Annotated in this window: 22 protein-coding genes; 17 read left to right on the top strand and 5 right to left on the bottom strand. The window is 30.3% G+C overall.

What is annotated here, in order from left to right; translation table 11 throughout:
- Nucleotide 1: 1 nt before the first annotated feature.
- From malQ to ANHYDRO_RS05435, 10 genes are all read left to right on the top strand, one after another.
- Nucleotides 2–1462, top strand: coding sequence for a 4-alpha-glucanotransferase (gene malQ / locus ANHYDRO_RS05470; RefSeq protein ID WP_004814395.1), 1461 nt, complete (start codon nt 2–4; stop codon nt 1460–1462).
- A gap of 59 nt (nt 1463–1521) precedes the next feature.
- Nucleotides 1522–2634: an ABC transporter ATP-binding protein gene (locus ANHYDRO_RS05465; RefSeq protein ID WP_039914180.1), complete on the top strand. Its 1113-nt coding sequence runs from the start codon at nt 1522–1524 to the stop codon at nt 2632–2634.
- Nucleotides 2635–2658: 24 nt separating this feature from the next.
- Nucleotides 2659–4953, top strand: coding sequence for a glycogen/starch/alpha-glucan phosphorylase (locus ANHYDRO_RS05460; protein ID WP_004814393.1), 2295 nt, complete (start codon nt 2659–2661; stop codon nt 4951–4953).
- Between the two features lie 315 nt (nt 4954–5268).
- Nucleotides 5269–5547 carry a DeoR family transcriptional regulator gene (locus ANHYDRO_RS09365; RefSeq protein ID WP_081449347.1) on the top strand — a complete coding sequence of 93 codons (279 nt, stop codon included), beginning with the start codon at nt 5269–5271 and terminating at the stop codon, nt 5545–5547.
- Entirely contained in the window at nt 5528–5875 is a 348-nt protein-coding gene (locus tag ANHYDRO_RS09360) for a DeoR/GlpR family DNA-binding transcription regulator (RefSeq protein WP_316244736.1), read from the top strand. Before ANHYDRO_RS09365 ends, ANHYDRO_RS09360 begins: the two co-directional genes overlap by 20 nt.
- The gene (locus tag ANHYDRO_RS09995) at nt 5868–5999 is read left to right on the top strand and encodes a hypothetical protein (RefSeq protein WP_004814390.1); all 132 of its coding nucleotides are present in this window, start codon (nt 5868–5870) and stop codon (nt 5997–5999) included. The genes ANHYDRO_RS09360 and ANHYDRO_RS09995 overlap by 8 nt, the downstream gene beginning before the upstream one ends.
- Nucleotides 6000–6017: 18 nt before the next feature.
- Nucleotides 6018–7298 (top strand): four-carbon acid sugar kinase family protein, encoded by a 1281-nt coding sequence (locus tag ANHYDRO_RS05450; RefSeq protein WP_004814389.1) that lies wholly within the window; start codon nt 6018–6020, stop codon nt 7296–7298.
- Nucleotides 7299–7300: 2 nt separating this feature from the next.
- The gene (gene pdxA / locus ANHYDRO_RS05445; protein WP_004814388.1) at nt 7301–8293 is read left to right on the top strand and encodes a 4-hydroxythreonine-4-phosphate dehydrogenase PdxA; all 993 of its coding nucleotides are present in this window, start codon (nt 7301–7303) and stop codon (nt 8291–8293) included.
- Between the two features lie 10 nt (nt 8294–8303).
- Nucleotides 8304–9683, top strand: coding sequence for a GntP family permease (locus ANHYDRO_RS05440; protein ID WP_004814387.1), 1380 nt, complete (start codon nt 8304–8306; stop codon nt 9681–9683).
- 511 nt (nt 9684–10194) lie between these two features.
- On the top strand, nt 10195–11556 hold the full coding sequence (locus ANHYDRO_RS05435; RefSeq protein ID WP_004814386.1) for an MATE family efflux transporter: 1362 nt from the start codon (nt 10195–10197) through the stop codon (nt 11554–11556).
- A 325-nt stretch (nt 11557–11881) separates the two neighbouring features.
- On the opposite strand, the gene ANHYDRO_RS05430 is transcribed toward ANHYDRO_RS05435, so the two are convergent.
- Both ANHYDRO_RS05430 and ANHYDRO_RS05425 read right to left on the bottom strand, forming a co-directional pair.
- Nucleotides 11882–12535, bottom strand: coding sequence for an HAD family hydrolase (locus tag ANHYDRO_RS05430; protein ID WP_004814385.1), 654 nt, complete (start codon nt 12533–12535; stop codon nt 11882–11884).
- Between the two features lie 16 nt (nt 12536–12551).
- Nucleotides 12552–13091, bottom strand: coding sequence for a GNAT family N-acetyltransferase (locus ANHYDRO_RS05425; protein WP_004814384.1), 540 nt, complete (start codon nt 13089–13091; stop codon nt 12552–12554).
- Between the two features lie 114 nt (nt 13092–13205).
- Here ANHYDRO_RS05425 and ANHYDRO_RS05420 point away from each other — a divergent pair, with 114 nt between their 5' ends.
- Nucleotides 13206–13739: a chromate transporter gene (locus tag ANHYDRO_RS05420; RefSeq protein ID WP_004814383.1), complete on the top strand. Its 534-nt coding sequence runs from the start codon at nt 13206–13208 to the stop codon at nt 13737–13739.
- On the top strand, nt 13732–14292 hold the full coding sequence (locus tag ANHYDRO_RS05415) for a chromate transporter (RefSeq protein WP_004814382.1): 561 nt from the start codon (nt 13732–13734) through the stop codon (nt 14290–14292). Before ANHYDRO_RS05420 ends, ANHYDRO_RS05415 begins: the two co-directional genes overlap by 8 nt.
- A 270-nt stretch (nt 14293–14562) precedes the next feature.
- On the opposite strand, the gene ANHYDRO_RS05410 is transcribed toward ANHYDRO_RS05415, so the two are convergent.
- From ANHYDRO_RS05410 to ANHYDRO_RS05400, 3 genes are all read right to left on the bottom strand, one after another.
- Nucleotides 14563–14823: a hypothetical protein gene (locus ANHYDRO_RS05410; protein WP_004814380.1), complete on the bottom strand. Its 261-nt coding sequence runs from the start codon at nt 14821–14823 to the stop codon at nt 14563–14565.
- Nucleotides 14824–15826: 1003 nt separating this feature from the next.
- Nucleotides 15827–18529: a cation-translocating P-type ATPase gene (locus ANHYDRO_RS05405; protein WP_039914177.1), complete on the bottom strand. Its 2703-nt coding sequence runs from the start codon at nt 18527–18529 to the stop codon at nt 15827–15829.
- 170 nt (nt 18530–18699) lie between these two features.
- A complete protein-coding gene (locus ANHYDRO_RS05400; protein WP_039914174.1) occupies nt 18700–19203 on the bottom strand; it encodes an LURP-one-related/scramblase family protein in 504 nt (167 codons plus the stop codon).
- A gap of 158 nt (nt 19204–19361) precedes the next feature.
- On the opposite strand from ANHYDRO_RS05400, the gene ANHYDRO_RS05395 reads away from it, so the two are divergent.
- The 5 genes from ANHYDRO_RS05395 to ANHYDRO_RS05380 all read left to right on the top strand — a co-directional run bounded on the left by ANHYDRO_RS05395 (nt 19362) and on the right by ANHYDRO_RS05380 (nt 23276).
- On the top strand, nt 19362–20729 hold the full coding sequence (locus ANHYDRO_RS05395; RefSeq protein WP_004814377.1) for a TrkH family potassium uptake protein: 1368 nt from the start codon (nt 19362–19364) through the stop codon (nt 20727–20729).
- A 9-nt stretch (nt 20730–20738) separates the two neighbouring features.
- Nucleotides 20739–21260: a potassium channel family protein gene (locus ANHYDRO_RS05390; protein WP_004814376.1), complete on the top strand. Its 522-nt coding sequence runs from the start codon at nt 20739–20741 to the stop codon at nt 21258–21260.
- The gene (locus ANHYDRO_RS10675; RefSeq protein WP_004814375.1) at nt 21257–21403 is read left to right on the top strand and encodes a cation:proton antiporter regulatory subunit; all 147 of its coding nucleotides are present in this window, start codon (nt 21257–21259) and stop codon (nt 21401–21403) included. The genes ANHYDRO_RS05390 and ANHYDRO_RS10675 overlap by 4 nt, the downstream gene beginning before the upstream one ends.
- Before the next feature lie 606 nt (nt 21404–22009).
- Nucleotides 22010–22696 carry a zinc metallopeptidase gene (locus ANHYDRO_RS05385; protein ID WP_004814374.1) on the top strand — a complete coding sequence of 229 codons (687 nt, stop codon included), beginning with the start codon at nt 22010–22012 and terminating at the stop codon, nt 22694–22696.
- A 313-nt stretch (nt 22697–23009) separates the two neighbouring features.
- The gene (locus ANHYDRO_RS05380; protein ID WP_004814373.1) at nt 23010–23276 is read left to right on the top strand and encodes a CtsR family transcriptional regulator; all 267 of its coding nucleotides are present in this window, start codon (nt 23010–23012) and stop codon (nt 23274–23276) included.
- Nucleotides 23277–23331 lie beyond the last annotated feature (55 nt).

The raw sequence follows: 23331 nt of genomic DNA, 5'->3' as shown, positions 1-23331 counted from the left end.
AATGAAAAAAGCAGGTATTTTATTACCCCTACAAAGTATAAACGGAGATTACGGGATTGGAGATTTTGGAGAAAAATCATATGAGTTTATAGATATAATAAAAAAATCTGGGTTTGATATGTGGCAAATTTTGCCCCTAAATCCACTAGGCTATGGAAATTCTCCCTACCAACCCTACTCATCCTTCGCAGGAGATGAAATTTATATATCCTTAGAACTATTATATAAGGATGGACTTCTTGATCAAAAACCAAAAAAATTAGACCAAAAATCAAGAATTGACTATGAATTTGTAAGAAAATTTAAGGAAAAATATTTAAAATTAGCCTATGAAAATTTCAAAAAAAATAAGGGATATGAAGATGAGTCTTACAAAGATTTTTTGAAATTTGATTTTGTCTACAATTACGGGGTTTTTATAACATTTAAAAAAGAAAATGGTCTAAGGTCATGGAATGAATGGCCAGATGAGATGAAAAATTGGATAAGGGATAAAAAGCTAGACTTAAGTCCTTATGAGGATAAGATAAATTATGAAATTTTTATCCAATATATTTTCTACAAACAATGGATGAAGTTAAAAGAATATGCCAATGAAAATAAGATAAAAATTGTTGGAGATATTCCTTTTTATGTAGGTCTTGATAGCCTTGATGTTTGGGAAAATCAAAAATATTTCCAAATAACTAAAGATGGTAGAGAAAAATTAATTGCGGGAGTACCACCAGATAATTTTTCAGCTACAGGCCAAAGATGGGGAAATCCAATTTATAATTGGGAAAAAATAAAAGAAGATGATTTTTCATTTTGGATAAATAGGCTTTCTTATAACGGAAAACTCTATGATATTGTAAGGCTTGATCATTTTAGGGCCTTTGATACCTATTGGGTAATTGATGCAAAAGAAAAAACAGCTATTAAAGGAAAGTGGCATCTTGCCCCAGGTTATGACTTATTTAAAAAAGTGAAAAAAGAATTAAATGATGTGGAATTTATTGCAGAAGATTTGGGAGAAATAAGGCCAGAAGTTTTTGAGCTTAGGGATTATTTTGACTTAAAGGGCATGGTTATTATCCAAGAATTTTTAAAACCAAAAGAGGAAAAGTATATAGATGCCCCAGAAAATTCTGTAGCCTATACAGGAACTCACGATAACAAAACTCTTATGGCCTGGTTTGACGAGTTGGATAAGGATAAAAAGAAAGATGTAAAAAAACTTTTTGAAAAACTTGGCATAAAAAATGATACTATTTATGATGATTTCTTTGAATTTGCCATGAAAAGGGATAGTGAGTATGTAATAATTCCTCTCCAAGATATTTTGGGCTTGGGTGATGAGGCTAGAATCAATGAGCCTGCAACTTTAAATGATAAAAATTGGTCTTTCAAATTCACATCCATGGAAAATTTAAAAGAAAAAGAAGAATTTTTGAAAGAAATCATAGAAAAAAATAGGAAATAAATTCGAAATATTAAAATTTACATCTTTAGCTTGTGAATTTTGATATTAAAGGAGAAAAAATGGCAAATTTAAGTTTAAAAAATATAAATAAAATTTATGATAACGGCTTTCATGCTGTAAAAGATTTTAATATGGAAATTGAGGATAAGGAATTTATAATTTTTGTTGGTCCATCAGGTTGTGGTAAGTCTACAACTTTAAGAATGATAGCTGGCCTTGAAGACATAAGTTCCGGTGATCTTGAAATTGATGGAAAAAGAATGAATGACATCCTTCCAAAAGATAGGGATATAGCCATGGTTTTTCAAAATTATGCCCTCTATCCTCATATGACAGTTTATGATAATATGGCATTTTCTCTAAAAATTAAAAAAATGCCAAAAGATGAAATTGATAAAAAAGTAAAAGAAGCTGCCCAAATTTTGGGAATAGAAAATTTATTAAAGAGAAAACCAAAACAATTATCCGGTGGTCAAAGACAAAGAGTTGCCATGGGACGAGCTATTGTTAGAAATCCAAAAGTATTTTTGATGGATGAGCCTTTAAGTAACTTGGATGCAAAACTTAGGGTTCAAATGAGAATAGAAATTTCAAAACTCCACCAAAAATTGGGAACTACAATGATTTATGTAACCCATGACCAAACAGAGGCTATGACTCTTGGTACAAGGATTGTTGTAATGAAAGACGGAATTGTCCAACAAATCGACACCCCACAAAATCTTTATGACCATCCAAGAAACTTATTTGTGGCAGGATTTATAGGTTCTCCTCAAATTAACTTGATTGATGTAGAAATTTTAAAAGAAGATGATGGAATTTATGTAAAAAATGATCATATAAAATTAAAACTTCCTGAAGAAAAGGGTCGTGCCCTTGAAGATAAAAATTATATAGGAAAAAAAGTAGTTTTTGGAATAAGACCAGAATCTTTATATGATGATGACGATTATTTAGAAAAAACAGACCAAGGGTCAATTATTGAAGCAAAAGTAAGAGTTTATGAGCTTATGGGAGCAGAAGTTTATTTATATTTTGACCTTGGTGATGATCAAATTACTGCCAGGGTAAAACCATCAACAAAAGCAAGGGTTGGAGAAAATACAAAATTTGCCTTTGATATGGAAAAATCATACTTGTTTGATCCTGAGACAAAATTAATTATAGAATAAAAATATAGAAAGAATAGGGAAATTATGGAAGAAAAATTGAAAGATTTAGCCCAAAAACTTTTTGGCAAAGAAATTCTTGATTTAAATGATAAGGAGCTTTATCTTCTTTTATCAGAATTTTCGAATAATTTATTAAATAAAATTGAAAAACCAAAGAAAAGTGATAAAAAGCTTTATTATTTTTCAGCAGAATTTCTTTTAGGTAAACTTTTGAAAAATAACTTATCAAATTTGGGAATAAGGGATGAGATTAAAGAAATTTTATCTAAAAATGGAAAGGATATAGAAAAAGCAGAAGAGTTTGAAGCTGAACCATCTTTGGGAAATGGTGGACTTGGAAGGCTTGCTGCTTGTTTTATGGATTCTTTTGCAAATTTAGGCTTAAATGCAGAAGGAATTGGAATTTGTTATCATTTTGGACTCTTTAGGCAAAAATTTGAAGATTATAAGCAAAAAGAAGTCAAAGATCCTTGGCTTGATGATTCAAACGCCCTAATAAAAACTGATACAAAATACCATGTAAATTTTAAAAACCAAAAGGTTGGAGCTACAATGTATGACTTGCCAATTTCTGCAAGGAAAGACTCAAGATCAACAATACATTTTTTTGATATAGATAGTGTAGATGAGTCAATAGTAAAAGAAGGAATTTCTTTTGATAAAAAAGATATAGAAAAAAACCTAAGCCTATTTTTATATCCTGATGATAGCGACGAAGATGGACAAAAACTTAGAATTTACCAACAATATTTTATGGTTTCATGTGGTGGAAGATATATCTTAGATGAGTATATAAAAAATGGGGGAAAACTTGAAGAGTTTGGAGATAAGATTAGAATCCAAATAAATGACACCCACCCAACTATGATAATTCCTGAAATGATTAGGCTACTTACAAATAAGGGCCTAAGTTTTGAAAAGGCTGTTGAAGAAATTACAAAAGCATGCGCTTACACCAATCACACAATTTTACAAGAGGCCTTGGAAAAATGGAATTACCAAATGCTAGAAGATGTAGTTCCAGCTTTGATGCCAATAATTGAAAAATTAGATGAAATTGTAAGAAAAAATTATGACAACGAAAAAGTTTATATTATAGAAAATAAAAAAGAGGATGAAAAAAATCCAGAAAAACTTACAAGAATTGTCCACATGGCAAATATAGCCATACATTTTTCATCAAAGGTAAATGGAGTTGCCCAACTTCATAGCGATATATTGGTAAATGAAACCCTAAAAGATTTTTATGAAATATATCCAGATAAGTTTGAAAATGTGACAAATGGAATTTCCTTCAAAAGATTTTTCCACAATTGTAATGAAGACTTAACAAAATTAATAGAATCCTTGATAGGTCCTGAATTTAAAGATGATCCTACTAAGCTAGAAGAATTATTAAAATTCCAAGATGACCCAGAAGTTTTGGATAAATTTTTGAAGGTAAAAGAAATATCCAAAGAAAATTTCTCTAAATATGTAAAAGAAAAAGAGGGGGTAGAATTAGACACAAATTCTATTTTCGACGTTCAAATCAAGCGTCTTCACGAATACAAAAGACAACAAATGAACGCCCTTTATGTAATAGATACCTACCTAAAAATTAAAAAAGGTATCCTACCAAAAAATCCTATAACAGTAATTTTTGGGGCAAAGGCAGCACCTTCTTATTACATGGCGAAAAATATTATCCACCTAATCTTGTGCTTACAAGAATTAATTAATAAGGATGAGGATGTAAATAAGTATTTGAAAGTTGTAATGTTGACAAATTATAATGTCTCATACGCAGAAAAAATAATTCCAGCAACAGAAATTTCTGAGCAAATTTCCCTAGCATCAAAAGAAGCATCTGGAACAGGAAATATGAAAATGATGCTTAATGGAGCAGTAACTTTGGGAACCTTGGATGGTGCAAATGTAGAGATAAGAGACTTGGTTGGAGATGAAAATATTTATATTTTTGGTAAAAAAGCTGATCAAATAATAGACCTTTATGAAAAAGACTCTTATAAGGCAAAAGAAATCTACGAAAAAAATGAAGATATAAAAAGAGCTGTTGACTTTATAGTATCAAAAGAAATTTTAGAAATTGGTCATAAGGAAATGTTAGAAAGCCTTCACAATGACCTAATAAATAAAGATTACTTTATGGCCCTAATAGATCTTGAGGAATATATTGAAGTTAAAAATAAATTAATAGAAGCATATACAGACAAAAAATCATTTGCAAAAATGGCCATCAACAATATAGCAAAGGCAGGATTTTTCTCATCTGATAGGAGTATTAGAGATTATAACAGAAAAATCTGGAACCTATAATAAAAAATACCCTCTTTACTGGACAACCCAGTAGAGAGGGTATTTTTGTGAAATATAGTTAAGATTTTAAAAAAAATTAAAGTTGTACATAGAAGGAAAATGGTCGGATACACCTGAAGGTATTAAAGAAAAAATATTCAGCAATTTTTGTAGAAATATGACTTATACTAACAAATCATTTTCCAATTAGATTAATAATGTATACTTTAATTCTAAATAATTTCTATAGCAAGCCAATATGTAAATTTATTTTTTTATAAAAATGTTTGCAAAAAATTTTTAAGCGTGGTATTATATAAAAGTAAACGAAAGGAAATGAAATTAAATAAAATGTTTTTAGAAGAAAGATTGAAATTTATCGAAAGCAAACTTAATAAAGATTACAGGGTTAATGTTTCCGATTTGGCAGATGATCTTAAAGTTTCTGAAGTAACTATAAGAAAAGATTTGAAAGAGCTTGAAGAAAAAAATATTGCCAAAAGAACCCACGGTGGGGCTATTAAGATTCAAAAAAATATAAAAGAACTTGCGGTTGATAACAAGAAAACCATAAATATAGATTTAAAAAAAATCTATAGCCTTAAAGGCAAGTAAGTTTTTAGAAGATGATATAGTTATATTCTTAGATTCTGGAACTACAACTTATATGCTTGTTGATTATATTAAAAAATATAAAAACATAGAAGTTATTACATATGATTTAGGAATAGCCTACAGCTTATCGGATTTTGAAAATATAAAAACATATTTATTAGGTGGATATGTAGATAGAAAAACAAGAACCTTATCTTCTATTGATGGGCTTGAGAACTTATCAAGACTGCATGCAGACATTTGTTTTATGGGTACAGATGCCTATGATGAAAAGTTTGTTTATTCAACTTCTGAAAAAAAAGGGAAGAATAAAAAGAAAAATGATTGAAAATTCTAATTTATCCATAATGATGACAGATACGAGTAAATTTGGGAAAACAGGTTTCTATTCTTTCAACAAGTGTGATGAATTTGATTATTTTATAACTGAAGATTTTAAATCTAATATTTAAAAATTCAAAGGAGGGATTATGAAAGAGGTTATGATAATAGCCGATGATCTGACGGGTGCTAATGCAAATTGTGCCTTGATGAAGGGGATAGGCTTAACAACTGCAAGTATCACTGGAAACGATATTAGTGATCTTCGTGGAGAAATTGATGTATTTGCTTTTACAACAGACTCTAGGGCTATGAGTTCAGCTCAAGCTTATAAAAGAGTTTTTGAAAAAGTTAATAAATTTAAAAAAGATGAAGTGATTTTATATTCTAAAAGGATAGATTCTACCCTAAGAGGAAACCTAGGATCGGAACTTAAGGCTTACCAAGATGCTTTAGGAGATAAAAGATTGGCTATTTGTGTTCCATCCTTTCCAGATTCTAAAAGAATTGTAGTAAACGATTTTATGTATGTAGATGGAATTCCCTTAATGAATACAGATGCAGGCAAGGATTCAAAAATATCAGCCGTATCTAACCTGGTTACTGAGAATTTTAAAAAAGATTATGAAGGAAAAATCAAACATATATCTATAAATGATATTGAAAAGGGCATTGAAAATATAAAAAAATTAATAATTGAAAATAAAGACTATGACCTTCTTATCTTTGATGCTATAACAAATGAGCAAATAAGAAAGATTGCTAAAGCAAGTATAGAAAGCAAAGTAAACTTTATTAGCGTAGATCCAGGTCCATTTACAAAAGAAGTAACCAAAATTCTTTATAAGCAAAGTCACATTAGTACAAAAGCTTTGGCGGTAATCGGCTCAGTTACAAACGTGACAATTAATCAAATGAAACAATTATACAAAAATTTCAATTCTTTTAAACTTGAAGTAGATCCTATAAAACTAATAGATATAGACCTAGCTTTGGAAGAAATCGAAAGAGCAACAAATCTTGCAGAAAAAGAGTTAAAGGAAAGGAAATTAGTTGTAATAACTACAACACCAGATGATATTGAAAAAAGACTTGATTTAAAATCAATCTCTGAAGAAAAAAAGATGAGTATTGATGATTTATCTCTTATGATTTCTAGAGGACTTGCCAAAATTGCAAAAAAAATAATAGTTAAGGACAAGGCAATATCTGGGGCATTTACTTCTGGAGGAGATGTAACAATAGCAGTAACAGAAGAGCTTGGAAGCCAAGGAATCGAAATAAGAGAAGAAATAGAACCTCTAGTTGCCTATGGAAGACTTATAGGTGGATGTGTAGATGGTTTAAAAATTGTAAGTAAGGGTGGCATGGTTGGAACAGACCAAATAATGGTAAAATGTATCGATAGATTATTAAGCAAAGGAGAGTAAAAATGAAAAGAAGTAGAATAGCAGTAACATTAGGAGATCCAGCAGGAATAGGACCAGAAATAGTAGCAAAAACATTTAATGTAAAAGAATTGTATGACCAAGCTGATATAGTTTTGGTAGGAGATAAGAATGTTTTAGAAAAAGCATTAAAAGTTACAGGTCTTGATTTAAAAATAAATATAATTGAACATGTAAACGAAGGAAAATATGAATTTGGAACAATAGATTTAATAGATTTAAAAAATATGCCAGAAGATTATGAATTTGGAGAGGTAAGTGCAGCTTGTGGTAAGGCAGCTTATGAATATATTTTTAAAGCTGGTGAACTTGCTATGAATGGAGAAGTAGAATCTGTTGCTACATCACCAATCAATAAAGAATCACTAAGGGCAGCTGATATACCATTTATAGGACATACAGAAATGTTTGAAAAAATTTCTGGAGTAAAAGATCCACTTACAATGTTTGAAGTAGAAGGATTGAGAGTATTTTTCTTATCAAGACACCTTTCACTAAAAGATGCAATAGATCAAGTTAAATATGATAAGGTTTATGAATATATTGAAAGATGTACAGAAGCTATGAAGAGATTGGGAGTTGAAGGAACTCTTGCAGTTGCTGGATTAAATCCACACTCAGGTGAACATGGTTTATTTGGCTATGAGGAAGTAGAAGAGATTAGTCCAGCAATTGAAGATGCTAAGAAAAAAGGATTTGATGTTACAGGACCTGTTGGGGCTGACTCAGTCTTTGCTCAAGGACTTCAAGGAAAATATGGAGCAGTTTTGTCACTTTATCACGATCAAGGACACATTGCTACAAAAACATATAACTTTATGAAGACAATTTCACTTACAAATTCAATGCCATTTTTAAGAACTTCTGTAGACCATGGAACAGCCTTTGATGTTGCAGGAAAAAATATTGCATCAGAAGTAAGTATGGTAGAGGCTGTGAAACTTGCTGCAAAATATGGCCCACAATTTAGAAGATAGTAGGTAAAATATGTCAGATAATAGAATATTAATAGCCTTAATAGTAGGACTTGTCCTACTAATAGGGCTTATTGTAAAAACAAAAATACATACATTTTTAGCTCTTATTATTTCAGCTCTTTTTATAGGAGTAGCCGGCGGAATGCCTTATGAGGAAGTAATAAAAAGTGTGACGGATGGATTTGGAGGTACACTTGGAAGCATAGGAATAATAATTGGATTTGGGGTAATGATGGGACAGCTTTTTGAAATTTCAAATGCTGCAAAAAGAATGGCCCTAACCTTTATAAAAATATTTGGTAAGGGTAGGGAAGATTTGGCCATGGCCATTACAGGATTTTTAGTTTCAATTCCAATTTATTGTGACTCAGGCTTTATAATTTTATTTCCAGTGGCAAAGGCACTATCAAAAAATACAAGAAAATCAGTTATTACATTAGGACTTGCCCTAGCATCAGGACTTGTAATAACCCATACCTTGGTTCCGCCAACTCCAGGACCTGTAGGAGCTGCTGGAATTTTTGGAGCAAATGTAGGTGCTGTTATTTTGTGGGGGATAGTAATAGCAATACCAATGGTTTTAGCAACCTTATTATACGCTAGATACTATGGGAAAAAGGTTTACCAATTGCCAGATGAAAATGGAGATTGGATAAGACCAGAAATTCAAGAAGAAAGTAAAATAGTTGATTATAAATTAGATGAAAATGAAAAAATGCCATCAGCAACAATAGCATTTTTACCAATAATAGTTCCTATAATACTTATCTTAATAAATACAATAATAGGAGCTCTTTCAAAAGTAAAAGGATTTGAAATAAAAGGGATTTTAAGCACTTTTGTATTTTTGGGAACACCAATAGTTGCTGTTGGAATAGGTTTAGTAATAGCGATTATTACCCTAACTAAAAATATGTCAAGAGATAAGGTAATAAAAGAGCTAGAAGTGGGCATCCAATCTGCAGGAATAATAATTCTTGTTACAGGCGGTGGAGGAGCCTTAGGAAAAGTTCTAACAGAATCTGGTGTTGGATCTGATATAGCAACTTCAATTTCAAAGATGAAAATAAATCCACTATTGTTGCCATTTATAATATCAACATTAATTAGATTTATACAAGGATCAGGAACGGTTGCTATGTTAACATCAGCATCAATTTCAGCTCCTATAGTTTTAGAGTTGGGAGTAGATCCAGTGTTTGCAACCCTATCAGCCTGTGTTGGATCAGTATTTTTCTCATACTTTAATGATTCATTTTTCTGGGTTGTAAATAGGTCACTAGGTTTAACAAAGGCTAAAGAGCAAATAAAAGGATATTCAATAATATCAACAATAGCTTGGGCTGTTGGATTTGTTTCAATAGTTATTTTAAATCTATTATTTGGATAAAATTTATTAAAATATTTTAAAAGTTTTTTATCTATTTATTGTGAAGTTTTTAGTAGTCATGAATTTAAAATTAGAATTTAATATTTATGATAGCTAACAATGTGCATTTAGCAAAAGGAGTTTAATAATATATTTTTAGATATATTATTAAACTCCTTTATATTTTTTGTTTTATATTTTGTTAGTAATATAAAATATAAAATTCTGATTCCCTTTTAAATAAATAGAAATTTTTTTTTCGCTTTCAATTATAAAATTTTCCATTTCAAAATCCACTTTATTTTTATTCTATGTGTCTTCTATTATTTTTTAAACTAAGTAATTATGAAAATTTTATTTATTTAATTTGTCAAATATAAATGTATAAATTATTAATTAAAAAACAAATTGATAATTATTGACAAAATAATTTATATTTTGTAAAATCTAGGGTATTGAATATCATATAAATTATAGAAAAAATTTTTAAAATTTGATAAAATAATTTAAATTCAAAATAAAAGGAGGTCTTATGGAAAAAAGAAAAGATATTGACTTAACAAAAGAAAATATTGGAAAATCTTTGATACTTTTATCGATTCCCCTAACTCTTACAGCCTTTGTGCAAATAGCCTACACCTTGGTTGATATGGTTTGGATTGGAAGAATTGGATCAAATGCTGTAGCTGCTGTTGGAGTTTCATATTTTTTGGCTTGGATTGCTGAAGCCCTTTCTTTGATTGCAAAAATTGGTGGAGGAGTTTATGCCTCTCAAGCCTATGGAAGAAAAGATAAAAAACTTACCTCCTTGATCCTTCAAAATGGATATTTACAAGGCTTTATTACTTCAATTATTTACATAATTTTGATTTTAACTTTTAAAACTTATATTATTGATTTTTATAAGCTTGGAGATGTGGTTTCTAAATTTGCCAACCAATACCTTTCAATAACTGCCCTAGGCTATGTTTTTGTTTTTTTAAATCCTATTTTCTCCCAAGCCTTTTATTCTATTGGTGAGAGTGTAACTCCTTTTAAAATAAATACAATTGGCCTTGTTTTAAATATTATTTTGGACCCTATTTTTATTTTTGGTCTTGGGCCAATTCCAGCTATGGGGATAAGAGGGGCAGCTTTTGCAACAGTTACTGGTCAGGCTACTGTTTTTATAATTTTTTTATTTGTGATGAAAAGAAAAGACGGAGTTATAAAAAATTCTTTAGAAAATTTTACTCTTTCTACAAAATGGCAAAAAAGAATTTTTAAATTGGGTCTACCAGTTTCTTTTATAAGTGGTATCCATGCCCTTATAACTATAATTTTAAATAAACTTATGGCAGGTTTTGGGCCAAAACCAGTTGCAGTTTATTCTATAGGAAGTCAACTTGAATCAATTTCTTGGAAAACAACCGAGGGTTGCCAAGCTGTAATCCAATCCTTGATTGCCCAAAACTATGGGGCAGGACTTGTTGATAGGGTAAAAAAAGGCGTAAAAGAAAGTTTAAAACTTGTAGGGGCAATTGGACTTATTGCAAGTATTATTCTTTTTGGATTTAGAAATTCCTTATTTAAAGTTTTTGTGCCGGGAGATTTAGAAACAATAAATTTGGGGGCAAAATATTTGGCAATTCTTTCAGCAAGCCAATTAATGATGTCTTTAGAAATTGGATCTACAGGAATTTTCCAAGGCCTATCTGATACAAGGACTCCATCAATAATTTCTGTAATTTTTAATGGAGCAAGAATCCCAATTTCACTTTTATTAATCCCATATTTTGGAGTTTTGGGAATTTGGTTATCAATGACCATAACATCAATAATAAAGGGCATACTTTCACTTTATCTTTTGAGAAAGAAAATTAAAAAGAATTTAAAATTTGTGGATTTTAGATAAAATTTTTTCAAAAATAACAAAAAAATAACCACCATTTGGTGGTTTCAGACTGTTGACAAACTAAAAAAATATCCATTTCGACTGAACGCAGTGAGCGGAGAAATCTCGTGAAATCTCTCCGTGCGTTCGTTTCACTCACACTAAAACACGTTTGCTTCGCAAAATTCTTCGTGCTTTCGCACTTGGTTTTAGGGATGATTGTACCAACTCAAGGTACAATCATATAGTCGAGATGGTATATAGCTTAATTTTTATTTTTAAATAAATCATTATCTACATTCATACTTTGTCTACACTTTGTAACAACCATTTGGTGGTTTTATTTTTATAAATTTTTAATTTTTTCCATATCAAGATCTTTTATATTATCAAGAATTATATCAGATTCTTTTTTTATCTCTTCCCACTCATTTTTGTTGTGAGGGAAATCTTTAATTCCTACGATTTTTATGCCAAGTTTTTTTGCTGTTTTTATAGCATAAAGGGCATCATCAAATAAAACAGCTTCCTCAGCCTTTATTTGGTATTTATCGAGGGCATCTTGCCAATATTCTATTTGATTTTTTTTATAACCAATTGTATCAGGTGTTTGGATAAAATCAAATAAATCGAAAAGATCTAATCTTTTTAGGGCATTTTCCAAATGAACCCTGTCAGTTGAAGAGCAAATACACATATCATAGCCCTCATCCTTTAATTTTCTTAAAGTTTTCTCAGCACCAACTTTTGGCATGAGAGAATTTTTGTAGGCGTCTGTTATTGTATCAGAAAAATAATTTATTATATCTTCCTCGCTTCTTTCAGGACAGACATTTTTATTTAACCACCTTACTGTATCAATAAAAGTCAAGGCTTCAATTTGTCCCTTTTGTTCAGTTGTAAGTTTAAAATTATAAGCATCCAACAATTTCCCAATAGGTTCTAGCCATATATGCATAGAATCAAGAATAGTTCCATCACAATCAAATAATAATTTCATAAAATCTCCTTAAGATTTAAGTAAGCTTAATGTTCTCTTCAATATAAGCCCTTGGGAAAATTGAAGTTAATAAGTCCATGTAGTGGTTAAAATTAATAGTCTTATTAAGGCTCATTAATTCCAAATCAACCCCGAACCAAGAAATATTTATGTCAGTTTGCTTAAAACCGAGATTTTCATAAAATTTCTTTCTTTTTTGCCTTTGCAAAAGATTGCTAGCCTCATTTACACAAGGTTCAATCTCAATAATTATAGTTTTATTTTCCATCTCATTTAAAAGCTCAATAGCTTTTGAACCAAGACTTAGGCCCCTGTAATCACTTTTTATTGCAAAATAATCAATTAAAAGTGTATTATCACCATCAGAATCAAGGGTTATAAACATCCCAACAAATTCATCATCCATCAAAATTGGAATAATTCTTCCGTAACCATTTTGGCAAACTTTAATAATTTGATCCATTGGTTTTCTTTCAGCCTTTGGAAAAGCTTCTATATATAAATCATTAATTTCATTTAAATACTTTAAGTAGGAGTCTGATAAAGTTAAATTCATAAAATTCCTTTCATTTAATCGCTATAAAAATTATTATACTAATAAAAAGGCTCTATTCAAGCAATTTAGCCAAAGTCTCCCCTTGTGCTATAATAAATTAAAAGGAGAATTAAAATGAAAATATTATTAGATCTTTACATAACTTTTTTTAAAATAGGGGCCTTTACCTTTGGAGGAGGCTATGCCATGCTTCCTCTTTTACAAAGGGAATTGGTTGATAAAAGAAAGTGGATTACAGAAGAAGAAATGCTAGATTATTATGCAATAGGCCAAACAACACCAGGAATAATTGCTGTAAATACATCAACATTTTGTGGGAGAAAAAGAAAAGGCAATTTGGGAGGAATAATTGCATCTTTGGGCTTTATCACCCCATCAATAATAATCATCACCCTTATTGCTAATTTTTTAAAAGAATTTTCCCATTTACTAATCATCCAACACGCCTTTGCCGGAATTAGGATTGCAGTTTCAGCCTTAGTTTTAAATACAGTAATAAATATGGTAAAAAAAACAGCTAATACAAAAATAAAAATTTTAATATTTTTATTAACTTTTATAGCAATTGGAATATTTTCAATTTCACCCATAATTATCGTTATAGCTTGTGGAATTTTTGGAATTCTTTTTGGAGGAAAATATGCTTAGCTTGATGTGGGAATTTTTCAAAACTGGACTTTTTGCAATAGGAGGAGGAATGGCAACTTTTCCCTTCCTACAAAAAATGGCAGAAAATTATGATTGGTTTACAAGTGAAGAATTATTAGATATGATTGCAGTTTCAGAATCAACTCCAGGGGCAATTGGAATAAATGCAGCAAGTTTTGCAGGATATAAGGCCTATGGAATTGTTGGGGCAATTCTTGCAACTTTTTCTTTAATAAGTCCTGCAATAATAATAGTTTTAATAATAGCAAAATCTATGGATAAATTTAAAAAATCTCTTAGGGTAAAAAATGCCTTTGAATATATAAGGCCATCAACGGCAGGCCTTATCTTGGGTGCTATGTTAAATGTAATGGTGATTTCCTTATTTAATGTGAAATTATACCAAAAAACAGGAAATTTCCTAGATTTATTCCAAATAATTCAGCTTGTTTTGTTTATAGGATTTTTATTTTTATTAAGAAAATACAAAAAAATCCATCCCTTATTAATAATAGGGATGGGGGCAGTTTTTGGAATTGTGTTTAAATTGTAAAAAAAGTAGGATCAGAGCGTAGACAAAGTATGAATATATATAATAATTTATTTTAAAATAAAAATTAAGCTACGTACCATCTCGACTAGATAAATGTGCATTGATTTTGCACATTTATCCCTAAAATTAAGTGCGAAAGCACGGAGAGATCTCATGAGATTTCTCGATTCACTACGTTCGCTCGAAATGGAAGAATTTTTAGTTTGTCAACAGACTGGTAGGATATATCTTCCTACTTTTTTTATTGACTTATATATTATTTTAAATTAACTACTTAAAGCTTACAGGTAAAATCATTGCAAAATATGCCTTCCACCTGTATTTTAAAATAATTTTCATAAAATCACCTAAAAGTTCGGAGTCCTTATTGTCATAAAGGGCATCTCTCAAATATGGATAGAGCTTATATGAGGCATAATTTATATTTGTCTTATTATTTAATAATTCTTTATATTGGTCTAAAATTTTTTTCCTACAAGTTTCAGTTAAATTTAAATTTTTATCATTGTAAATTTGGTGAAGTTTTTCCATAAAATACTTTTGTTTTTCTTTTTTCTCATAAATCTACCTCTAAATTTTCAATTTTATTATGATATAATTACATTGTTATCGCATCCAATCTGATAACAGAATGGAGGTGCTTGCAATGAAAATTATATGTTCCTTTATAATTGGCATTTTGACAAATATAATTGGTCATTTTATTTGTAAATGGTTAGATGCCAATGACAACTGCGATAACTAGCCAAGTAAAAAAGCAGGAGTTGGCCCTCCTGCTTTTTTAGTCTTACAATGAACTATATGTTCCTTTAGTCATTTTCATTATACTAAGACATAAGAAAAAAAGCAAGATTTGTCATCCTGCTTTTTTGATTCCATGAATCTATATTCTTTTACTCAAAAACAATATACTTATTTAAAATAAAAAATCAATGAAAATTTTCATGCTAAAACTGAGAAATAAAAATTATGATATAATATTTTTGTTATCGTCAACCTAAACTGGTAACAGTTAGGGGGTGATTGGTTTGTTCATATCTCTAGTACTTTCTATCTTAGCAGGTATAATTTGCCACTATATTTGTAAATTTTTAGATAGATATATTGACGATAATTAGGCAAAAAAAGCAGGAGTTGCCGCTCCTGCTTTTTTTGATTGGTTGTATATTTTCATATCTCTTAGTAATTTCATTATACTAAAATACAAGGAAAAAGCAATAGAATATTTTCAAAATAAATTCAGCTCGTAAACTGTGAAATTTAAATTGTGATATAATATTTTTGTTATCGTTAACCTAAACTGGTAACAGTTAGGGGGGTGATTATCATAGATTATGTCATAACTTTAATAATATCTATTTTGGCAGGTGTAATTTGTAATATTACCTGCAAGTGGCTAGATAGATATTTTAGCGATAATTAGCCCAAAATAAAAAAGCAGGAGTTGGCCCTCCTGCTTTTTTGTGATTATCATTATCTTGTCATAACTTTTTGTCACTTACATTATACTAATTAAGCAAAAAAAAAGCAAGAATTAAAACTCTTGCTTTTTAAAAAATATTTTATTTTTTCTAGAACTAATTTTGTGAACTTCTCCTAGAATTAATGGGATAAAGGCTAGGGCTAGAATTATTATCCATTGCCAGGTGATAAATTCTAATTCAAATAAATATCTTAATGGTCCTACATACATTACTAGTAAAAGTAGGGCAAATGATAAGAGATTTGCTTTTATTAATTGTTTGTTTGATCCAATTCCTAATTCTTTTAGGGTGTATTTTGTACTTCTTACAGAAAATGCTCTTAAAAGCTCACTTGTAATTAAGGTTGCAAAAACCATTGTGTGGGCTCCTTCTATATTTCCTGGGAAAATCCATTTAAGTCCTATCAAATAAGATGCTAAAACTGAAAGTGTAATTGCTAGTGATTGAACAATTAGTGAATTTTTCAAATCTCCAGAAATTATTGATTCTTTTGGATCTCTTGGTTTTCTTTCCATTATATCTTTTTCTCCTGGTTCAACTCCAAGGGCAAGGGCTGGGAAAGCATCTGTTACTAGGTTTAACCAGAGTAGTTGGATAGGTGTAAGTGGGGAAGGTAGGCCAAATAAAATTGACAAAAATACAATCAAAACTTCTGCAATGTTACATGAAAGTAGGAATGAAACGAATTTTCTGATATTTGAGAAAATTATTCTTCCTTCTTCAACTGCATTTACAATTGTTGCAAAGTTATCGTCAACCAAAATCATATTTGCTGTATCTTTGGCAACGTCAGTTCCTGTAATTCCCATAGAAATTCCAATATCAGCGTTTTTAATTGCTGGAGCATCGTTTACTCCGTCTCCTGTCATGGCAACTATTTCTCCGTTTTCTTGGAGGGCGTTTACAAGTTGAACCTTATTTTGAGGAGATACTCTTGCAAAAACTCTTTTTTCTTTGGCAATTTCTCTAATTTCTTCATCACTCATATTATTTAATTCTTTTCCCTCGATAGCTTGGTCTTTGGAATCTGCAATTCCCAAATCTCTTGCTATGGCGAAGGCTGTTTCTAAATAATCTCCAGTAATCATTAAAACATCAATTCCTGATGAGTGACATTCTGCTACTGCTTTTTTAGCCTCTGGTCTTGGTGGATCTATCATTCCAGTAAGACCTACAAATACCATTTCTCTTTCTATATTTTCGCTTGTCAATTCTTCATTTTTTATTGAATCAAATTCTCTAAAGGCGTAAGCCATTACACGAAGAGCTTGTTTGGCAAGATTTTTATTTTCATCCATTGCCTTTTTCTTTAAATCTTCAGTGAAATCTACAATTTCTCCATTTAATAAAATTTTTGAAGAATTTGAAATTATTATATCTGGAGCTCCCTTTGTCATTGACTTATAATTTTCTTCAATGTTGTGGAAGGTTGTCATCATTTTTCTGTCAGAATCAAAAGGAATTTCTTCAAGTCTTGGATGTTTATCTTCCATATCTTCTTGAACAATTCCCCATTTTTCAGAAAATGTAAGCATGGCCCCTTCTGTTGGATCTCCAATAATTTTATATTGGTCGCCCTCACGAGTTAGGTCAGCGTCATTACACAAAGTTGAAATTTTCATTAGAAGTTTTATATTTTCTTCATCTTCTATTTTTTCATCGTCAAGCTTTATGTGACCTTTTGGTTCATATCCGCTTCCTTCAACTTCATATTCTTTTTCATTTGTCCAAATTTTTGTAATGGTCATCTCGTTTTGAGTCAAAGTTCCAGTTTTATCTGAACAAATTGCTGTTGTTGCTCCTAGTGTTTCTACAGAAACTAGAGATTTTACAATGGCCTTTCTTTCTGCCATCCTGTTCATTCCGATTGATAAAACAATTGTTACAACTGCAGTAAGTCCTTCAGGAATTGCTGCAACTGCAAGAGAAACTGCAACCATTAAGTTTTCTAATAGGGAATCTCCAGTTCTAAAATATCCAACAACAAATACAATTATACAAACGACAACTACAAGTATTGCCAAAAGTTTTGATAATTTATTTAATTGTCTTTGTAAAGGTGTGTCCTTATCTTCAACTTTGTGAAGGCTTGATGCAATTTTTCCCATTTCTGAATCAGATCCAGTTTGAGTAACAATTCCTTTTCCGTGACCATAAGTTACTATTGTTGATGAGAAAGCAAAATTTTCCCTATCACCAATTCCTACCTCGCTGTCATAAATAACTTCAGAATTTTTTTCTGCTGCGACAGATTCTCCTGTAAGAGAAGACTCATCGATTTGTAAATTTGATGATTCCAATAAACGCATATCAGCTGGAACAATATCTCCAGTTTCAATTACAACAATATCTCCAACAACCAAGTCCTCTGCCTTAACTTTTATTTTTTTGCCATCACGAATTACACTAGCTTCGGGTGATGACATTTTTTGTAAGGCCTCAACAGAATCTTCAGCTCTTCCTTCTTGAATAATTGACATGATTGCATTAATAATAACAATGGCAATAATTATAAAACACTCAACAGTATCTCCAGTAAAGGCTGATACGATTGATGCAACTATCAACAAAATTACCATAGGGTCAATAATTTGTTCGGCGATTTTTTTGCCAAGAGATTTTTTCTTCTTGGATTCAATTTTATTTGGGCCGTTTTCTTCAAGACGTTTAGCTGCAAGATCTTTTGATAAACCCCTTGAGCTATCAGAGTCAAGTTTTTTTACAATTTCATTTTTTTGACCTAAATAGTCCATTTCTACCTCCTTAAAAATTTTCATTACAAAAAGAAAAGACTTCTGGCATATGCCAAAAGTCTTGCTACCAGATGGTTTATTCAACCGGGTTAAACCGTAATGACGATTGAATAATTAAGCTACTCCCTCTTGTTGATATAATTATATATCAAATATTATAAAAATCAATCTTAATTGCTAGATGCAGCCGCAGCTGCATCATCCCTATCTTTCATTTCATTAATGCAAAGACAAAGGGCGATTAAAATTAAGCTATACTTTTCATCATAAACTGTAAGCTCGTATTGGTCGGTAAGGGCGAAAAATTTCTTGTTCATTTCAGCAATCAAATTATTTTTATAATAAACCTCAAAATCATGGTCCATAATAGAACCCTTTAGGGAAAAATGTTCCCCTTGGTAATTAATTTCGACCTTTCTTTTTAAAAAAGATAATTTTTGATTTATTTCCATATGACTTCCATCATAAAAATCTACATAGTAAGTTTGAAGAAAGGATAAAATTTTTTTGGAAATATCAAACAAAACTTTACCATCCATATCTTTTAGTTTAGCCTTATAGCCAACAAATTTAAAATCTTGGTCAAAAAAATAAACTTCATTTCCATTTTCATCCAAAATTGGATACTTATCTGTAATTTTAAAAAACTTTTCCTTAAAATAATATTTTTTCATAAAAAACTCCATTTCTTTGATAATTTTATACCCCAAAATAGTAAAATAAAAAATATGGAAAATCTAATGTGTTGACATTTATAATATAGGGTATAAAATTAGATAAGATAGGCTTAAAATAGGCTTTGATTTATTAATTTATATTATAAGGAAAGAAAATGACAAATATTAGAAAAAATAAAGAAAATTTTTTGGAGAAATTATCGGATAAGATTACATCGAATCCACCCTTGTATTTGACCTTGGGTTTTGCAATCTTAATTCTTATAGGTGGATTTATTTTATCTCTTCCGATTTTTACAAGAACTGGTGAATCTACAAATTTAATTGACTCAATTTTTGTAGCAGCATCTGCATCTTGTGTAACAGGACTTACAACTGTAAATACAGCCGAGCATTGGAACTCTTACGGCCACCTTTTGATTTTATTTTTAATTCAAATCGGAGGTCTTGGTGTAATGACTTTGGCCACACTTTTTCCCTTACTTTTGAGAAAAAAAATTGGCCTAAAATCAAGACAAATTTTAAAAGAGCAATTAAATATAGACACTCTTCAAGGAATTATGAAATTATTTAGGTATGTTTTGGTTTTTACCTTTTTAGTAGAATTTTTGGGAGCATTTTTATTATCCCTTCGTTTCGTACCGATTTTTGGAATGGCAAAGGGCTGGTGGTATTCAATTTTCCATTCGATTTCTGCCTTTTGTAATGCAGGTTTTGATCTTTTGGGAGATTCAATTTATCCCTACAGAAATGATAATTTGATAAATGTAACCTTAATGAGCCTGGTTGTAATTGGTGGGCTTGGTTTTATGGTTACAGCTGAATTTTTTAGAAAAAGATCTTTCAAAAAATTATCAGTCCATGCCAAGTTGGTTTTTATAATAAGTGCCTTTTTAATTGTAATAGGAACACTTGCCTTTTATTTGATTGAAAGACAAGTTGGGGGAGTTTTATATAAAGAAGGGTTTAAAAATTCTATAATGCAATCAGCCTTCCAGTCAATTTCTGCAAGAACGGCAGGATTTTATTCGGTAAAATTAAATCAAATGCATGACACTAGTGTTTTGTTTTTGATAGTTTTGATGGTTATAGGAGGATCACCAGGATCAACTGCCGGAGGATTAAAAACTACAACCTTTGGAGTTTTGGTCTTATCAACAATTTCAATTTTTAAAGAAGAAGATGAGGTTACAATTTTTAATAAACACATAGATTCAAAAACTATTAGAAAGGCACTTGCAATTATAATGGTTTATTTGGGATTGATATTTTTTGTAATTTTTATCTTATCTATAAGCGAGAATTTTAAGGTTTTAGATATTTCCTACGAAGTTGCTTCGGCATTTGGAACAGTTGGAGCAAGTAGAGGGATTACGGGTGATTTTTCAAATATTGGAAAAATTTTGATAACTTTAAGTATGTATTTGGGAAGGATTGGTCCAATGACTATGGCTTATTCAATTGGACTTAAATCAAAGACAAAATATATTAGATATCCAGAAGCAAATATTAGTATAGGTTAGGAGATAAAAATGGATAAAAATGTAATAGTTTTAGGACTAGGAAGATTTGGAGAAAGAGTTGCCACAAAACTTTTTGAAGATGGCTTGGAAGTTATGGCAGTAGATAAGGATTATGATTTGGTACAAAATATTGCTGATAAGGTAACAAGTGCAGTCCAATGTGATATTGCAAATGACAATGCCCTTGAAGAATTGGGAATGGGAAATTTTGATGTTGCAGTAATTGCAACAGGAGAGAGTCTTGAAGCTTCAATGGCAGCAACTCTTTATGCAAAAGATCATAAGGTAGAAAAAATTATTGCCAAGGCAACTTCTAGAAATCATGCTAGAATTTTGAAAAAAATTGGGGCAGATCAAATAATTTTCCCGGAAATTGATATGGGAGAAAAACTTGCAAGAAGCATAGCAGGATCAAACCTCCTACAATTTTTCCATTTTTCTGATGATTATTCTATGCTGGAACTAAAGGCCTTTGAAGATATTGTTGGAAAAACTTTGGCAGAAATAGATTTTAGAAAAAATATAGGATGATGGTTATAGCCTATAAAAGAGATGGTGAATTGGTTATAAATCCTGATGCTAATTGGAAAATTGAAAAAGATGATACCCTTGTTTTGTTAGGTGATAGTGAAAACTCTGAAAAACTTCAAAAAGAAGTTGATAAGTACAAATAAAATTAGGAAAACGAAAACTATGAGAATAAGCCTTGAAATTTAAAGGAAAGAAAAATATCGAAAAAAAGTTTGCATTTTTTAAAAATCATGCTATAATAATATTAGCTAGTAAATAGCTAGGTTTTTCATTATTAATTCCTTATAGTTTTCCCTATAGAAAACTAGGACTAACTTATTCTTTTCTATATTATAAAAAGGCCTTTAGGGTCTTTTTATTTTGCCTAAAATTCTTTAAAATTTCTATTTTTGTAAATTTAATTCATGAGATCCCTCCACTTCGGTCGGGATGGGAACTTCTTCGTTTGAATTTATATATATAATAATAGTTTTAAAATTTCTCAGATAATTATTTTAATTTATCCTTTAGCACAAATATAAATCCAATAATTCCCCATCTCGAGCAGATAATTATGCCTTGATTTGGCATAATTATCACTAAAAATTAGTGCGAGAGCACGGAAAAGTTTTCGAAGAAAACTGCTTTTAGTAGTCGAGAGATCTCTTTATTACTTTTATATTTTAATTTTCTATTTCCCTGTATTTTATTTTTAATTATTGAAATAAAAAATCCCAATAGTATATTGAAAAAAATAAAAGGAGAAAATTATGTTTTATTTTGACAGAACTTATGTTCTAGTTTTGATTGGACTTCTTATTAGTAGTCTGGCTCAAACTAATATTCAAAGAAAATTTGATAAGTATAAAAAAATAAAAACTCAAAAATCTATTACAGGCTTTGATGCGGCAAGATATATTTTGTCTACAAATTCTTACAATGATATTTCCATAAAAAAAGTTAGAGGGTCCTTATCTGATTATTTTAATCCAGTGAGTAAGGAAGTAGCCTTATCAGAAACTTCTATGACTGATACATCAATTGCATCTTTGGCAGTTGCAGCTCACGAATGTGGTCACGTTATCCAATACAAAGAAGGCTATATTCCTTTAAAGATAAAATCCTACATAGTACCAGCTGTAAATCTTGGATCAAAATTATCCTTTCCTATGATTTTATTGGGGATTTTTCTTTCTATGGGAAAATTAATTACTATTGGAATATTTTTATTTTCTTTTGTCTTAATTTTCCAAATAATTACCCTTCCGGTAGAATTTGACGCTTCAAGAAGGGCCCTTAAAGTTTTAAAAGAATCTGGTATGCTTGTTGGAGTTGAAAATGATTATGCAAAAGATATGTTAAAATCTGCTGCCCTAACTTATGTAGCAGCAACAATTTCCACAGCCCTTCAATTTTTAAGACTTTGGATTTTGTTTGGAAATAGGAGAGATGATTAAATAAGGATAAATTTTTAGCCTTAGGTTGTCGACAAACTAAAATTTCAACCATTTCGACCGAGTGCAACGAGCGGAGAAATCTCATGAGATCTCTCCATGTGTTCGTTTCACTCACTTAGTCGAGATGGCACTTAGCTTAATTTTATTTCAAATAAATATTATCTAATTTCATACTTTGTCAACAGTCTGAGGCTAAATTTTTTAGCCTTATTTTTTTATATTTTTTTAGAAAGTCATTATTCTTGAATCTATACTATTTTAGTGTACAATAAAATAAAAGGTCAGAGAAAGTCAAAGAAATCGAGGTAAATCTATGGCAGGATTAACGTCTGATATAGAAAAATTCTTGAAAGCCCTTTTGGAAAATGCTCAAGAAGGTTTTGTAGAAATTGGAAGAAATGATTTGGCAACAAGGTTTGAGTGTTCTCCAAGTCAAATTAATTATGTGCTTTCTACAAGATTTACTCCATACAATGGATATTTAATTGAAAGCAAAAGAGGCGGTAATGGCTTTATAAGAATTATTACTATAGTCGAAGATGAAGATGATTATATAAATATATTATTAAAATTTAGATAAAGAACTAACTGAAGAAAGAGCGAAAAGTTTTACAGAACTTTTAACAAGGGATATA

The organism is Anaerococcus hydrogenalis DSM 7454 (assembly GCF_000173355.1).
Taxonomy (GTDB): Bacteria; Bacillota; Clostridia; order Tissierellales; family Peptoniphilaceae; genus Anaerococcus; species Anaerococcus hydrogenalis.
The sequence above is the reverse complement of the archived record's forward strand: the minus strand, read 5'-3'. Positions and strand labels throughout refer to the sequence as shown.